Origin of the sequence: Streptomyces lasiicapitis (genome assembly GCF_014646335.1) — a bacterium.
Classification (GTDB): domain Bacteria; phylum Actinomycetota; class Actinomycetes; order Streptomycetales; family Streptomycetaceae; genus Streptomyces; species Streptomyces lasiicapitis.
The window spans coordinates 213641-227347 of the sequence record NZ_BMNG01000005.1 but is presented as its reverse complement, the minus strand read 5'-3'; the positions used below and the strand labels follow the sequence as shown (position 1 = coordinate 227347).

At 71.7% G+C, this 13707-nt stretch carries 12 protein-coding genes; 4 read left to right on the top strand and 8 right to left on the bottom strand.

Going from position 1 to position 13707, the window contains the following annotated elements:
• Window positions 1-195 precede the first annotated feature (195 nt).
• Together snpA and IEY91_RS41760 are read left to right on the top strand one after the other, a co-directional pair.
• On the top strand, window positions 196-870 hold the full coding sequence (gene snpA / locus IEY91_RS12650) for a snapalysin (RefSeq protein WP_164322740.1): 675 nt from the start codon (window positions 196-198) through the stop codon (window positions 868-870).
• A 149-nt stretch (window positions 871-1019) separates the two neighbouring features.
• Window positions 1020-3152, top strand: coding sequence for an FUSC family protein (locus tag IEY91_RS41760; protein ID WP_229696911.1), 2133 nt, complete (start codon window positions 1020-1022; stop codon window positions 3150-3152).
• A 230-nt stretch (window positions 3153-3382) separates the two neighbouring features.
• On the opposite strand, the gene IEY91_RS12635 is transcribed toward IEY91_RS41760, so the two are convergent.
• Together IEY91_RS12635 and IEY91_RS12630 are read right to left on the bottom strand one after the other, a co-directional pair.
• Window positions 3383-3814, bottom strand: coding sequence for a hypothetical protein (locus IEY91_RS12635; protein WP_229696910.1), 432 nt, complete (start codon window positions 3812-3814; stop codon window positions 3383-3385).
• Window positions 3815-3918: 104 nt separating this feature from the next.
• Entirely contained in the window at window positions 3919-5148 is a 1230-nt protein-coding gene (locus IEY91_RS12630) for a helix-turn-helix domain-containing protein (RefSeq protein ID WP_229696909.1), read from the bottom strand.
• Between the two features lie 109 nt (window positions 5149-5257).
• Between IEY91_RS12630 and IEY91_RS12625 the strand changes: the two genes are divergently transcribed.
• On the top strand, window positions 5258-5929 hold the full coding sequence (locus tag IEY91_RS12625) for an HAD family hydrolase (RefSeq protein WP_189174016.1): 672 nt from the start codon (window positions 5258-5260) through the stop codon (window positions 5927-5929).
• 10 nt (window positions 5930-5939) lie between these two features.
• On the opposite strand, the gene IEY91_RS12620 is transcribed toward IEY91_RS12625, so the two are convergent.
• From IEY91_RS12620 to IEY91_RS12605, 4 genes are all read right to left on the bottom strand, one after another.
• Entirely contained in the window at window positions 5940-6953 is a 1014-nt protein-coding gene (locus IEY91_RS12620; protein WP_373287933.1) for an endonuclease/exonuclease/phosphatase family protein, read from the bottom strand.
• 141 nt (window positions 6954-7094) lie between these two features.
• Entirely contained in the window at window positions 7095-8069 is a 975-nt protein-coding gene (locus IEY91_RS12615) for a hypothetical protein (RefSeq protein WP_229696908.1), read from the bottom strand.
• A 113-nt stretch (window positions 8070-8182) separates the two neighbouring features.
• Window positions 8183-9028: an ABC transporter permease gene (locus IEY91_RS12610; protein ID WP_164322728.1), complete on the bottom strand. Its 846-nt coding sequence runs from the start codon at window positions 9026-9028 to the stop codon at window positions 8183-8185.
• Window positions 9025-10089 carry an ATP-binding cassette domain-containing protein gene (locus tag IEY91_RS12605; RefSeq protein WP_164322726.1) on the bottom strand — a complete coding sequence of 355 codons (1065 nt, stop codon included), beginning with the start codon at window positions 10087-10089 and terminating at the stop codon, window positions 9025-9027. Before IEY91_RS12605 ends, IEY91_RS12610 begins: the two co-directional genes overlap by 4 nt.
• A gap of 247 nt (window positions 10090-10336) precedes the next feature.
• Between IEY91_RS12605 and IEY91_RS12600 the strand changes: the two genes are divergently transcribed.
• Complete coding sequence (locus IEY91_RS12600) at window positions 10337-10750, top strand: hypothetical protein (RefSeq protein ID WP_164322724.1); 414 nt, start codon at window positions 10337-10339, stop codon at window positions 10748-10750.
• Here IEY91_RS12600 and IEY91_RS12595 read toward each other — a convergent pair.
• Both IEY91_RS12595 and IEY91_RS12590 read right to left on the bottom strand, forming a co-directional pair.
• Window positions 10735-12171, bottom strand: a complete 1437-nt coding sequence (locus tag IEY91_RS12595; RefSeq protein WP_189174014.1) for an MFS transporter — start codon at window positions 12169-12171, stop codon at window positions 10735-10737. The two genes, IEY91_RS12600 and IEY91_RS12595, sit on opposite strands and share 16 nt — an antisense overlap.
• Window positions 12172-12218: 47 nt before the next feature.
• Window positions 12219-13529: an SGNH/GDSL hydrolase family protein gene (locus IEY91_RS12590; protein WP_189174013.1), complete on the bottom strand. Its 1311-nt coding sequence runs from the start codon at window positions 13527-13529 to the stop codon at window positions 12219-12221.
• Window positions 13530-13707: the final 178 nt, after the last annotated feature.

Below are 13707 nucleotides of genomic sequence, written 5' to 3'. Positions count from 1 at the left end.
ACGGCGGACGTCCTCACACCAGCCACCCAAACCCCTACGGACCCCCACGACTTGGCACGTATGACCGGTGTCCTGATGTGCGGCGATAGCCCCGTCCTATCGTCATCTGCCATCATCCGCACGCGGCGTGACTCCCCGACACTCACGGGTACCGAAACGTTCACCTTTCACCGAACGAGTAGGGAGCCCCCCACCATGCACAAGCGTTACCTCTCTGTCGCCGCCGCGCTCGGTCTCGCGGTAGCCGCGCTCGGTACGACCGCCGCCACGGCCGTCGACTCCCCCCGGGCCGGTGCCGACAGCGCCTCCTCGGTGTCCACGGCGGCGTCCGTCGCCAAGTACAACGGCTCCGGCGAAGAGGCCGCCGCCAACAAGGCGTTCTTCGAGGCGGTCGTGAAGGCGGTCGCCGAGAAGCGGGCCGCGAACCCCGGTGCCAAGGCCGTCACCGTGACGTACAACGCGTCGCAGGCGCCGACCTTCCGTCAGCAGATCGCGTCGTCCACGTCCATATGGAACGCGGCCGTCACCAACGTCAAGCTCCAGTCGGGCACGTCCGGCGCGAGCTTCTCGTACCGCGAGGGCAATGACCCGCGCGGCTCCTACGCCAGCACCGACGGTCACGGCCGCGGCTACATCTTCCTCGACTACCGCCAGAACCAGCAGTACAACTCCACCCGCGTCACCGCCCACGAGACCGGCCACGTGCTCGGCCTCCCCGACAACTACCGGGGCCCGTGCTCCGAGCTGATGTCGGGCGGCGGCCCCGGCACGTCCTGCCAGAACGCCCAGCCCAACGCGGCCGAGCGCGCCCGCGTGAACCAGCTCTGGGCGAACGGCCTCGCCAAGGCCATCAAGCAGGTCCAGAAGTAGCAGCCTGCCCGGCTCCGCCGGGTGAGACGGTGGTGGGGGGNNNNCATTCTGCTTCCGGCGCGTGCTCCCGGTGTGTGCTCCCGGCTTGTGAAAAACCACGCGGGCCCCGCGTACGCGCAGGTCATCCCGCCCCCGCGATAATGGGCCGCATGCGGAACCGTGCCCTCAGCCCCCTCGCCCCGCCCGACTGGCTGGTCCGCTCCCTCAAGCCGCAGCCGGCGCCCGTCCCCTGGGCCGCCGTGGCCCGCGCGGCGATCGCCATGTCGCTGCCCCTGGCCATCGGCATGGCGGCGGGCGAACCGGCGTACGGCGCGCTCGCCTCGATGGGCGCCCTCTCCGGAGTCATCGGCGACACCGCGGACGCGTACCGCATGCGCATCCTCAACATCGCGGTCCCCCAGCTCTTCGGCGCCCTCGGCGTCACCCTGGGCGCCCTGGTCTTCGGCCACGGCTGGGCGGCGGTGGGCGCGGTCACACTCGTCGCGCTGGTCTCCGGGATGATGTCGACGATCGGCGCGGTCGCCTCCGTGTCGGGACTGCTGCTCCTGCTCAACTGCGTGATCGGCGCGGGGCTTCCGCTGCCCGGCCAGTGGTGGCTTGCGCCCGCCCTGATGACGGGCGGTGGCCTGCTCGTCCTCGCCCTGGCGCTGCTCGCCTGGCCGCTGCGGTCCGGGGTGCCGGAGCGGGCCGCTGTCGCGGCGACGTACCGGAGTGTCGCCGCGCTCCTGGAGGCCGCGGGCACCGGTGAGGACGACGACGCGGCGTACGACAAGGCCCGCGCCGACGTCACCGCCTCCCTCAACCAGGCCTACGACCTCGTCCTGGCCCGCCGCACCCGCGACCACGGCCGCAGCCCCGACCTGGTCCGCCTCATCGCCGAACTCAACGCCATCACACCCGTCGTCGAGGCCGCGCCGACCGCCCACCAGTACGGCGAGAAGCTCCCGCCGGAACTGGCGGCGGCGATGCGGAGGCTGGCGGAGGCGGTGGGGCGGGGTGAACGCGGGCGGTTCGGCGCGGGCAGCGACCGTGGTGAACGCGGCAAGCTCAGCGCGGGCAGCGACCGTGGTGAACGCGGCAAGCTCGGCGCGGGCGGCGACCGTGGTGAACGCGGCAAGCTCGGTGCGGGCAGCGACCGTGGTGAACGCCCCCCGAACAACGCCTACGTCGACCTCGGCCTCCCCGACGAGCTCCCGCACCCCCACGGCCCCGCCGCCCGCGCCGTCCACCACGCCCTGCGCCACGCCGCCGACACCCTCGCCGACCCCGACCCCCTCACCGTCATCCACGCCGAGGACCGCCTCGGCCGCCCCGCCGCACTGCGCGTACGCGCGCGCCGCGCCACCCGCAACGTCATCCTGTCCGGCGCGTCCTGGCGCTACGGCCTGCGCCTGGCCCTGTGCATCGGCATCGCGCAGTGCCTGGTCTCCCTGATCGACGTACCGCGTTCGTACTGGGTGGCCCTGACGATCACGTTCGTCCTGAAGCCGGACTTCGGGTCGGTGTTCTCGCGGGCGGTGCTGCGCGCGCTGGGCACGGCGGCCGGTCTGGTGGTGGCCGCAGCGGTGCTGTCCTCAGTGGAACGAGGCTGGTGGGACGTACCGGTCGTCCTGATCCTGGCTACCCTCATCCCAGCCCTCACCCCCCGGGGCTACGGCTACCAGACGGCCGCCATCACCCCGGTCATCCTGCTCCTCTCCGACGTCCTCAACCACCAGGGCTTCGGGCTCGTCGTACCGCGCCTCGTCGACAGCCTCATCGGCTGTGCGATCGCGCTGGTCGCGGGCTATCTCCTCTGGCCGGAGAGCTGGCACACCCGCATCGGCGACCGCCTCGCCGACGCCGTCTCCGACACGGCCCGCTACGTCGAGTGCGCCTTCGGCGACGACCCCGAGGCCACGGCCCCCGCCGCCCGCGCCCGCATGCGCCGCCGCCTCTACCGCGACCTCTCCGACATCCGCACCGAATTCCAACGCGCCCTGACCGAGCCCCCGCCCACCGGCGCCCGCGCCGCCGCGTGGTGGCCCCTGGTCGTGGCCGTGGAACGCATCGTCGACGCGACGACCGCAGCACGCGTCCGCGTACGCCACGGCGCCCCCGCCCCCGGCCCCCACGAAGTCACCGAGGTCTCCCGCCAACTCCGCGAACTGGCCGAGGGCTTGCGCGAGGTGGAGGTCCTGGTGCCGGTGCCTGCGGCGTTCACGGGGCCCGAGGACGGCGTACTCGGCCCACTGCGCCAGGAAGTGACCGCGGCCCGCGCGGTGGCGTCACCGCGGGTGTAGCCCAGAGGCGGGCCCACACACTCAACGCGTTCCGCCGCCTGACGGCATGGTGCGCGGCCGTCCCGCCCGGTAGGCCTGGCTCGCAGCAGCCTGTGCTGCCTTCCATGCGGCCCGCATACGTGTGCCCGCTGGACAGTAATGCTCCTGCTGACAGGGCAGGCACCCAAACAGGTGCCCCATGTAGTCGGCGTACAGCTTGGTCGCTCGCTCCTCGAGCCCGGACGCACGGCTCACGACTCAACCGCCTTCAGGGGCTCGGCCACCGACAACAGCGCGCGCAGACACCCGACATCACACAGGTCGCCGGGGCGCTGCGGCTGAACCACCCAGGTCATCAGGTACGCGATGTGTCCCACTCGGGGGACACCGAGGTACGTACCGGTGCTGAGGCGCACCTCTTCGCCCTGCCATTCCGCGTCCGGGGCCACGAGCACGTAGTAGGGGCCGAGGCCGCTTCGGAGGTCCTGGACGACCGGGCCGCGCAGCCAGTCCTCCAGTGCCGCGGCCACCGTCGCCGACTCGTCACTGCCCACGGCCGCGTGGATGCGCTCGGCAGGCACGCGTACGGCGTCGAAGCGTCTCCCCAGAGGGATCATCGCCACATGGGCGTCCGTCCACTCCCGGCGGGCCTGGCCGGGCAGGGGATGGGCCAGCGCAGCCAATCGGCGATCCTTCTGTTCTCTGCCTGGGTGTTCACAGCGATGACGCTAAGGGCATGTGCGCACCGCCACCCGAACTGACAGTTCGGGTGAACTCCGAGTTCGGGTCAGGCCGCGATGCCTAGGCGTTCGGCGAGCTGTGCGACCTGTTGGCGGTACATGGGGCGTATACGGTGGAGCAGGCGAACAATGAGGTTGTGCGCGAGGGGACTGCGGGCCATGTCCTCGGGCGCGAGTACTTCGAGGTCCCGCAGGTGGACCAGCACAGCCGCGTCCTCGCGACGTTGGTCGTAGCACTCGGCGACCTCCAGGCGGAAGGTGAACGCCCGCTCGCAGGACGGCAGGCTGCTGGTGTCGATCGCGTCGGCGAGCCGTAGTGCTTCCGCGGCTTCCCCCGCCAGCATCTCGACGCTCATGGCGTGCAGGGTCACATTCGTGGGCCCGAAAACGGTCCACTGCCTGTTGCTCTCCCCGGCCAGCTCGGCCATCGGTCCGGCTCGCTCCCGCAGGCGTTCACGCGCCTGCCACCAGCGCTGTTGACGAGCTTCGGCGACGACGGACACCAATTCCAGAGCGCCCTTGAGGGCGGCGGCTTCCGGGCCCGGGGAGACGCTGTCCAGCCGCGCGATGCCGTGGGCGGCGGTCTCGGCAGCCTCGGCAGCGGCATCCGCACGGTCGGTGGACAACAGCACGTGCCCCAGGTTCCATTGCGCGGCAGCCACGCGAATGGGGTCGTCCGCGTCCTCGGCCGCGCGCATGGCCCGGTCCGCAACGAGCAGGGACAGATCATTGCGTCCGGTACGTCGACAGTACGAGCGCAGCAGTCCGTACAGGTCCGCGGCGGCACGCAGCGCCTCGCGCCGCACAGCGGCTTCGCCGGGCGGCTGATGGGCGCGTACGGCATGTTCGGTGTCGGCGATGAGCGCCGGAAGAACCGACTCGGCATCGGTGAAGCGGATAGGGCTCGACTGCCAGGAGGACCACGCTGCTTCGACTCGTTCACGAAGGTCCGCCGGGCTCACGGGGTTCGCCGGGACCGAACTCCGGTCCGCCTGATGGCCCATGAGTGCGCGGACGATGTCGGGGGAGGACGTCAGGGGAGCCGAGGGAGTCTGCTGGGGAGCCTCGTCCGACAGGAGCGCGGCGACGGGCACCCCGAGTTCGGACGCGAGGCGCGCGAGCACCTCGGGCGACGGCACCTTGTGGCCGTTCTCGATCTGGCTGAGATAGCGCTCGGTGATACCGCACAGCCCAGCGACAGCGGCCTGCTTCCGGTTACCGTTCTTCCGTCGGTAGTACCTGACGCGCTCACCGACGGGGAGCCTCGGCGTCTCCACCGTGTGCCTCTTTCCCTGGTGTGCTTGCCTGGTCAGGGTAGGGGCGACTGCGCTCGGCCGACACCCGCTGTCACCCGTTTGTGGAAGCCGGCCGGGAGATGGGAGACCTATGACACGGCTCGTTCTGTGGGACATCGACCACACGTTGATCGACACGCGAGGCGTGGGAAGGCAGCTCTCGGCGGCAGCCTTCGAGCAGGCCACCGGGGTGCCCCTGCGGGAGCAGGCCACGATCGACGGGATCACGGAACAGGTGATCTTCCGCGAGACGGCCAGGCTCCACGGCATCACCACCGGCCGAGCCGACTTCGAGCGGTTCGCGTCCGCGCTTGCCGAGCAGCACGTGAAGCAGGCCGCGGAACTCGGCGAGCGGGGACAGGCGCTGGAGGGAGCAGCCGCCGTCCTGCACGCTCTGGCCGAAGTGCCGGGCGTACGGCAGACCGTCGTGACCGGGAACGTCAGAGCCGTCGCCCGGACCAAGTTGGCCGTCTTCGGCTTGGACGGTCCGATCGACTGGGCCATCGGCGCCTACGGCGAGGACGGCGAAGCGCGGGCCGACCTCGTCCGCCTCGCGTTGAGCCGCGCCTCAGCCGACCCCTCGGAGGCTGTACTGATCGGGGATACCCCGGCCGACGTAGAGGGAGCGTTGTCCGCCGACGTGAAGGTGATCGCAGTGGCTACCGGTCGCAGCACAGCAACCGACTTGCACGCTGCGGGTGCCGATCATGTGCTGCCTGACCTGAGCGCGACAGAGTCGCTCGTCAGCTTGATCACCGGCTAGGGAGCCGGGGTCACTCCGGCTTGCGGTGCAAAGTCAGGTCGACCAGCAGTGCCCTGTGGTCCGTGTTGCCGATTTCTAGGAAGCGGGCGTTGTGGGCGGCGAAGTCGTCCGTGGACAGGACGTGGTCGATCTGGGTGCCGAAGGGGCGGGGGAGGGATGTGGGCCAGCTCGGGGTGCGGGAGGAGCCGGCCAGGCGGGCGCCGTCGCGGAGGCCCGTGTCGAGGATGCGGCGGAACGCGGCGTGGTCCTGGGTGGCGTTGAAGTCACCGGCGATGATCGTGGGCTGGTCGGTGTTCGCGGCGGCGTAGTCGCGCAGGCGGCCCAGTTCGGTGCGCCACAGGTCGACGTCGCCCGGTGTCGGCGGCATGGGGTGGGCGAGTTGGAGGCGTACGGGAATGCCCTTCACGTCGGCGGTCGCGCCGGGCATGCCGAGCGTGCCCCGTACCCCGTCGGCCGGCTTCAGCGGCAGGTTGCTGAGGATGAGGGAGCCGTCGGCGCCGTTGCCGGAGACGGCGTGCCGGTAGGGGTACGCGGAGTGCGGCAGGGCGGCCGCGAGCTTCGCCGCGCACGCTCCGTCGCACTCCGACGCGAAGACCAGGTCCGGCTTGCGTTCGCGGATCGTTTTGATCAATCCGGGTGCTCCGTGGCCGAATTCGACGTTGGAGGCGAGTACGCGGATCTCCGCGACCGGCGGGCCCTCCGGGTCGGACACCTTTCCGTACGGCTCGATGAACCAGGCGAGGCCGCCGAGCACCGCCACCGCCCACACCAGGCCGACGCGGAACCGCCCGAGCGCCGCCAGCAGCAGCGCCGCCACGCCCGGCACGAGCAGCCAGGGGAGGAAGGCCAGGGCCTGGGGGACGGGCGTGACGCCGTCGGTGTCGGCGATGCGGCAGCCGAGTACGGCGCTCACCGCGGTGAGGAGGAGTCCGGCGGTCCAGGCCGCGACCCGGTGGCTCTGTGGCCGCCGTTCGTCGACGGAGACATCGGGTTCGGCCTCGGGGGGCGTCGGCGGTGCCGTCACGTGCTCCAAGGGGCGCCCTTTCGTCGCCGGGGTGTGCTGCAGCGTCGCCCGTGCTTTGTCGCCGGGTGTGCTGCAGCGTCGCCCGGGCTTCGTCGCCGGGGTTTGCTGTCTCGTCGCCCCGGCTGCGTTGTCAGGGCGCGCCTACAGATCCTCTCTCAAGGACGCCGGCGACCTGGGGGCGGGTTGCGGAGCGGTCGGAGCGGCGGGAGCGGTGGGAGCGGCGGGTCCGGCCCCCGGCCGGAAGGGGTGGGACGGGCGCGGCGGACGCGGCACCCCCGGCCCGCCCCGCCGCAGCCGCCCGCTCAGCCACGCCCCCAGCGCCACCGCGAGCCCGACCCCGACGATCACCCAGGCCGCCGTGCGCAGCGTGTCGGTGAGCGCGTCGTAGACGGCGCCCGCGGCGGCGCGGGACACGTCGGGCGGCAGGTCGTCGAGGGTGAGCCCGCGGCCGACCGCGACGGCGGCGGCGAGCACGCCCGCGCCGAGGGCCGCGCCGAGCGCGGTCGCGGTGACCGCACGGCGGCGGCGCACCGCGAGGAGGATGCCGCCCACGGCGAGCAGTACGGCGGCGACGGGCAGCCACACACCGGCGATCTGGAGCATGCGGAACCCCTTCCTGAAGTGACTGAGGTCCTGCGCCTTCATCACGGTGACCTCGGTGTGCCGCACCGGGATGCGGTTTGCGAACGGCGTTCCCTCTTCGGAGAGTTGGCGCTTGACCTGCTCGGTGATGGGCGCGAGGTCGATGGTGACGGCGCCGTCGGAGTCGTGGGTGAGCGCGGACTGCACGGCGTCGTGGGCGGCGCGGTTGGCGGCGTTCCACGCGGCCTGGAAGGCGCCGGTCTCGGTGAAGGAGCGCACGGCGTCACGGAGGAAGGACTCGACGGCCGACTGGAGCGGGCCCGCGTCGATCTCCTTCGCCACGGAGTCGGTCACCGCGGCGGTGACGGCGTCGCGGACGGCGGGGTCGGACGCGAGGGGCGCCATCGTGGCGACGTACGCGTCGGCGTCCTCGATCTCGTACTTCGCCCACGTCGAGACCACACCGACCGGGACGAGCAGACAGGCGAGGACCAGCAGCACGGCGGACAGGGCGGCGCGAGGACGTCGGTGCACGCCCACAAGGCAAGACCCCGGCCGCGCCGGACGCGACCGGGGTCACCACGTTTCACTGCATATGGGGGCAGGAAACCCTACTTGCGTGGGGGCGGGAAACCCCTACAGCGGCATCACTTGCGGTTGTACAGCCGCATCGTCACCGGCCCGAACACCGCCACCAGCAGCCCCGCCCAGCCCAGGCTCCACGCGATGTCGGCGGCCGGCCACTCGCCCTCCATCAGGCCGCGGACGCCGGAGGCGACGTGCGTGACGGGGTTGTTGTTGACGAAGGCCTGCAGCCAGCCCGGCATGGTCTCGGGCTTCACGAAGATGTCGCTGAGGAACGTCAGCGGGAACAGCACCATCATGCTGACGCCCATCACGGACTTCTCCGTACGAAGGAGCAGCCCGAACATCGTCCACACCCAGGAGAAGGCGAACGAGAAGACGATCAGGAGCAGTACGCCGCCGAGGACGCCCAGGAAGCTGTCCGGGCGGAAGCCCAGGATGATGCCGACGGTCAGCATCACGGCGGACGCGAGCGCGTACCGCAGGGCGTCGCCGAGGAGGTAGCCGACCATCGTCGAGGGCCGCCAGATCGGCAGCGAGCGGAAGCGGTCGAAGACGCCCTTCTCGATGTCGGTGTTGACGGAGACGCCCGTGTACATCGTGATCATGACGACGGACATGACCAGGATGCCGGGGAGCAGGTACTGGATGTACTCGCGCGGGGATCCGGCGAGCGCCCCTCCGAAGAGGTACGTGTACATCAGCACCATCATGATCGGGAACGCCGTGACGTCGAAGAGCTGCTCCGGCACGTGTTTGATCTTGAGTATGGCGCGCCAGCCGAAGGTCAGTGACGTGGAGAGGGCGCTGGGGCGCGGCGGGCGCTCCTTGGCGATGAGCAGTTCGGCCAGCGACTCCGTACGGACGGGCGCGAGGTCCTGGGCCTCGGTGGTGGTCGCGGTGCTCATCGGGAGACCTCGGCTTCCTTCAGGTCCTGCGGGGTGTCCGGGCCGGTCCCGTCGGGGGACCCGGGTTCGCTGGTGTGGCCGGTCAGGGCGAGGAAGACCTCGTCGAGGCTGGGCTGGCCCAGGGAGAAGTTGTCGACGGTGATGCCGGCGCGGGCCAGCTCGGCCAGCGCCCGGGAGGCCTGCTCGGCGGCGCCACGGCCGTTGGAGGAGCCCTCGCCGACGCGGGCGGTGAGCGCGACCGGGTCGGGTTCGAGCTGGATGGCGGCGTCCAGGGCGAGCCGGAGCACGTCCTGGGCCTCGGCGCGCTGGTCGGCGTGGCGCAGGCGGACGTGCACGGAGCCCGCGCCGACGGACGCCTTCAGCTCGCCCTTGGTGCCCTCGGCGATGACCTTGCCCTTGTCGATGACGGCGATGCGGGCGGCGAGCTGGTCGGCCTCGTCCAGATACTGCGTGGTCAGGAGCACGGTCGTGCCGTGGGCGACGACCGCGCGGACGATGTCCCAGACCTGGTTGCGGCTGCGCGGGTCCAGGCCCGTCGTCGGCTCGTCGAGGAACAGCAGGTCGGGGGTGTTGAGGATGGACGCGGCGATGTCGATGCGCCGCCGCATGCCGCCCGAGTAGTGCTTGACCTGGCGGGACGCGGCGTCGCCGAGGCCGAAGGCGTCGAGGAGCTGCTCCGCGCGTGCGTACGCGGCCTTCTTGGGGTGGCCCGTGAGGCGGGCCAGGAGCACCAGGTTCTCGGTGCCGGTGAGGTCCTCGTCCACCGACGCGTACTGCCCGGTGAGGCTGACCAGGCGACGGACGGCGTCGGCCTCGCGGACCACGTCGTGGCCGAAAACGTGTGCTTCGCCGCCGTCCGGGCGCAGCAGCGTGGCGAGCATCTTCACGGTCGTCGTCTTGCCCGCGCCGTTCGGCCCGAGGACGCCGTAGACCGTGCCGGCCGGGACGGCCAGGTCGACGCCGTCGACCGCGCGGTTCTCGCCGAACGTCTTGACCAGGCCCGCGGTCTCGATGGCCAGACCACCGGGCCCTTGGCCCCGGTGCGGCTGCTTGCTGCTCATGTCCCTACGCCCTCCGATTGGGGATCGCCAGCGGATCGTCATGAGGGGAGACCGGACCCGGGGCGGAAACTCATCGCTCCGGGCCGGGCGGGGGTGGCTGATTTCCAGAGATTTCCAGAGTGGCACGCCGAGATTTCCAGAGTGGCACGCGCTCCGGTGGAGCGTGGGGTCGAGCGGGTGTTTCCTTGACTGAGACGCCTGCGGCGTGACCTGAGGCGCTGCCGGGCGTGAGCAGAGAGGAGCCGTCATGGCTCAGACCGCACATGGCTCGCCCGCAGCACCCGGCACACCCGGCGCACACGGCCTTCCGGACCTCCGCGCACTCTCCGGCACCTGGGCGGTCCCCGCCCTCCTCGCCGTCGTCTACGGCCTCTGGGCCGCCGCCATCCACCGCGACGGCGGCCCGATCACCGGTTGGAACGTCCTCTACGGCGTGGTCACGGGCGTGGTCTTCGGCGTGCTGTACGCGGCCGTGCGCCGCGTCGCCCCTGCCCTGCCCCGCGAACTGCGTGCCGCGGCCTGGGCCACCTTCGCGGGCGTGACCTTCGGCTTCCTCTACAGCCTCACCGACGCCACCGTGCTGCGGTCGACCGGGATGGCGGCGACGGTGGCCGCGAGCGTGTTCGCGGTGTCGTTCTACCGCTACTACACGCGGGAGTGACGGCTTTCGTCCTGGTGGGGGCGGGTGCGCCCGAGCAACCGCCACGCCAGCACCGCCCCCACCAGCACGATCCCCGCGTTCACGGCCACCGCCGTGGTCACCCCGGGCAGTACCGACCCGCCGTCGGCGCCGCCCGCCCTCGCCGCGACCAGGGCGCTCATGACGGGGATGCCGAGGGTGATGCCGACCTGCTGGGTCATCGTGGCGAGCCCGGTCGCGAGCCCCTGCTCGGAGTCCGGGAGGCCTGACGTCGCCGTCACCATGAACCCCACGATCATCAGCATGTTCCCCACGCCCCCGGCGAAGGTGGCGACAAGCACCAGCCAGATCCACCCGCCGCCCGAGCCGAGCGCGACGAGCGACCCCGTGGCGACGGCCTGCGCCACACCCCCGGCGAGGATCGCCCCCCGGCTGCCGATCCGCCCCACGACCCGCCCGCCGAGCGTCCCGCCGACCACGGTCCCCGCGCCGAGCACCCCGAAGGCGAGCCCGGTGGCCAGCGGCGAGTAGTCCAGGATCTCCTGCAAGTACAGCGTGATCAGGAAGACCAGCGAGGTCTCCGTGGCGAAGGCGACGAGCCCGGCCACGTTCCCCCACACCACGCTCCGCCGCCGCATGATCCGCACCGGCACCAGCGGCGCCGCCGCCCGCTGCTCCAGGAACCAGAACCCGACGAGCAGGACCAGGCCCGCCACCAACCCCGCCAGGGCCACGGGGTCCGACCACCCCGCCTCACCGGCCCGCGTGAGCCCGTACACAAGAGCCAGCAGACCGCCGGTGACGGCCACCGCGCCCGGGATGTCGAGGCGGTGCCTGCACACGATCTTCGAGTCGGTGATGACGGACGGCGCGAGGGCCACGACGACCGCCGCGACCGGCACGTTGACGAGGAACGCCCACCGCCAGGAGAGCAGGTCGGTGAGGAGCCCGCCGAGGACGGCGCCCGCCGTGAACCCGGCGGACATCAGCGCCCCGTTGAGCCCGAGCGCCCGCTCCCGCAGCGGCCCCTCACGGAAGGCCGTGGTGAGCAGGGCGAGCCCGGCCGGGGTGACGGCGGCGGTGGCGAGCCCTTGCAGGACCCGCGCCACGATGAGGACTTCGGGCGAGGTGGCGAGCCCGCCGAGCGCCGAGGCCAGGCCGAGCAGCGCCATGCCGCCGATGAACAGCCGCTTCCTGCCGAAGAGATCGGCGATGCGGCCGAAGAGGAGGGTGAATCCGGCGGCGGCGAGTGCGAACGAGGTGGCGATCCACTGGAGGTGGCCGAGCGGGAAGCCGAGGCCTTCGCCGACCACAGGCAGCGCCACGTTCAGGATGGAGAAGTCCACGGCGATCATGAACTGGGCGCCGAGGAGGAGCGTGAGGACGAGCTTCTGCCGCCCGGTCATCCGGACCGGGACGGCGGTGCTCTCTGTGACAGGCATGACAGACATGGCGTACGTGACTCCCGTCGGCTCAAAGCGAGTTCGGCTCAGAGCGAGTTCAGGTCGGCGGCGCGGGCCATGGCCCGGTATCCGGCGTCGTTGGGGTGCAGGTGGTCGCCGCTGTCGTACGCGGGCCGGATCCGCTCGGGGTTCTTCGGGTCGGCGAGGGCCTTGTCGAAGTCGATGTACGAGTCGTACTCACCCGACGTACGCACCCACTTGTTGAAGGCGTCGCTGACGGCGGCCGCGTGCTTGCCGTAGTGGTCGGAGCCGCCGAGGGGGAGCAGGGTGCCGCCGACGGCCTTCAGGCCCTTGTCGTGGGCGGCGCGGATCAACTTGCGGTGTCCGGCGATGAGTTGGTCGGCGCTGATGACGGGGGCGGGCTTGTAGGTGGGGGTGTCGGACTCGCTGAAGCCGATGTCGTTGAGGCCTTCGAGGACGACGACGGTCCCGGCGCCCGGCTGGTCGAGCACGTCGCGCCCGATCCGGTTGGTGCCCTTGTCGCCGTACCAGGCCGAGTCGTTGAGTACGAGGTTGCCGCCGATGCCGGAGTTGAGGACGGGGCGCGGCGTGCCCGCCTTGGCGAGGCGCTCGGCGAGGGCGTCGGACCAGCGCCGGTTCCGGTCGGTGGAGGAGGCGAAGCCGTCGGTGATGGAGTCGCCGAAGAGGACGATGCCGTCGCGGCGCGGGGCCCGGCCCTGCCCGCCCTTGTCGGAGCGTACGTCGACGCCCGACAGGTAGTACCAGGACTCGGTCGACTCCTTGAAGGCACCGGCGCCGGTGTCGCCGACGTGGTTCCCGGCCGCCCGGTAGCTGGTCGCGAAGGACTGGGCGTGGAAGGTGGCGGGCCCGGTGGTGCGGGCCAGGTGCAGGGTCACGGTCACGGACTCGAAGCGGTCGAGGTCGAGGCCTGCCTCGTCACTGGCGAGCGAACCGCCCGCCGGGACGGTGGCGGAGGTCTTCCCGCCGAAGGTGAGCCGGCGCACGGAGCCCTTCTCGACGCCCGCGCCCTTCGTGCCCTCGGTGCGGGCGACGGTGGCGCTCGCGATGTGCAGCGGGGACGCGCCGTACGCGTTGGAGAGGCGGATGCGGGCTCTGTCACCCCCTTCCGTGACGCGGACGACCTGTCGCACGGTCTGGTCGTCGAAGCCGTTCTCCGACCAGTTGGCCTTGAAGCCGGTGCTGGGGCGCTGCGGCGCGGCGGCCCAGGCGGCGGTCCAGGCCTGCGCGGCCTTCTTGTTCTCGACCTTGTTCTCGACGCCGTGGCCGCCCTGCGAGGCCTGCGCGGTGGTGACGGCGGCACCGGCGGTGAGGGCGAGGGCGACGGCGACGGCGGTGGTGCGGGCACGCGAAATCATCGAAAGCTCCAGGAGGTTGAGGAGGTGGGGTCCGGTCCGGCGGTGCGCCGTTCCGACTCCTCTAAGATCCGCCGATCGCGATGGCCCATCAACGGCGATCCGTGAAACGATCGCTGCGTACGGGCTTATCGATGCAGGTCAGGGCGTTGTGGCAGGCCGACACCGGTCTGCGTGAGGG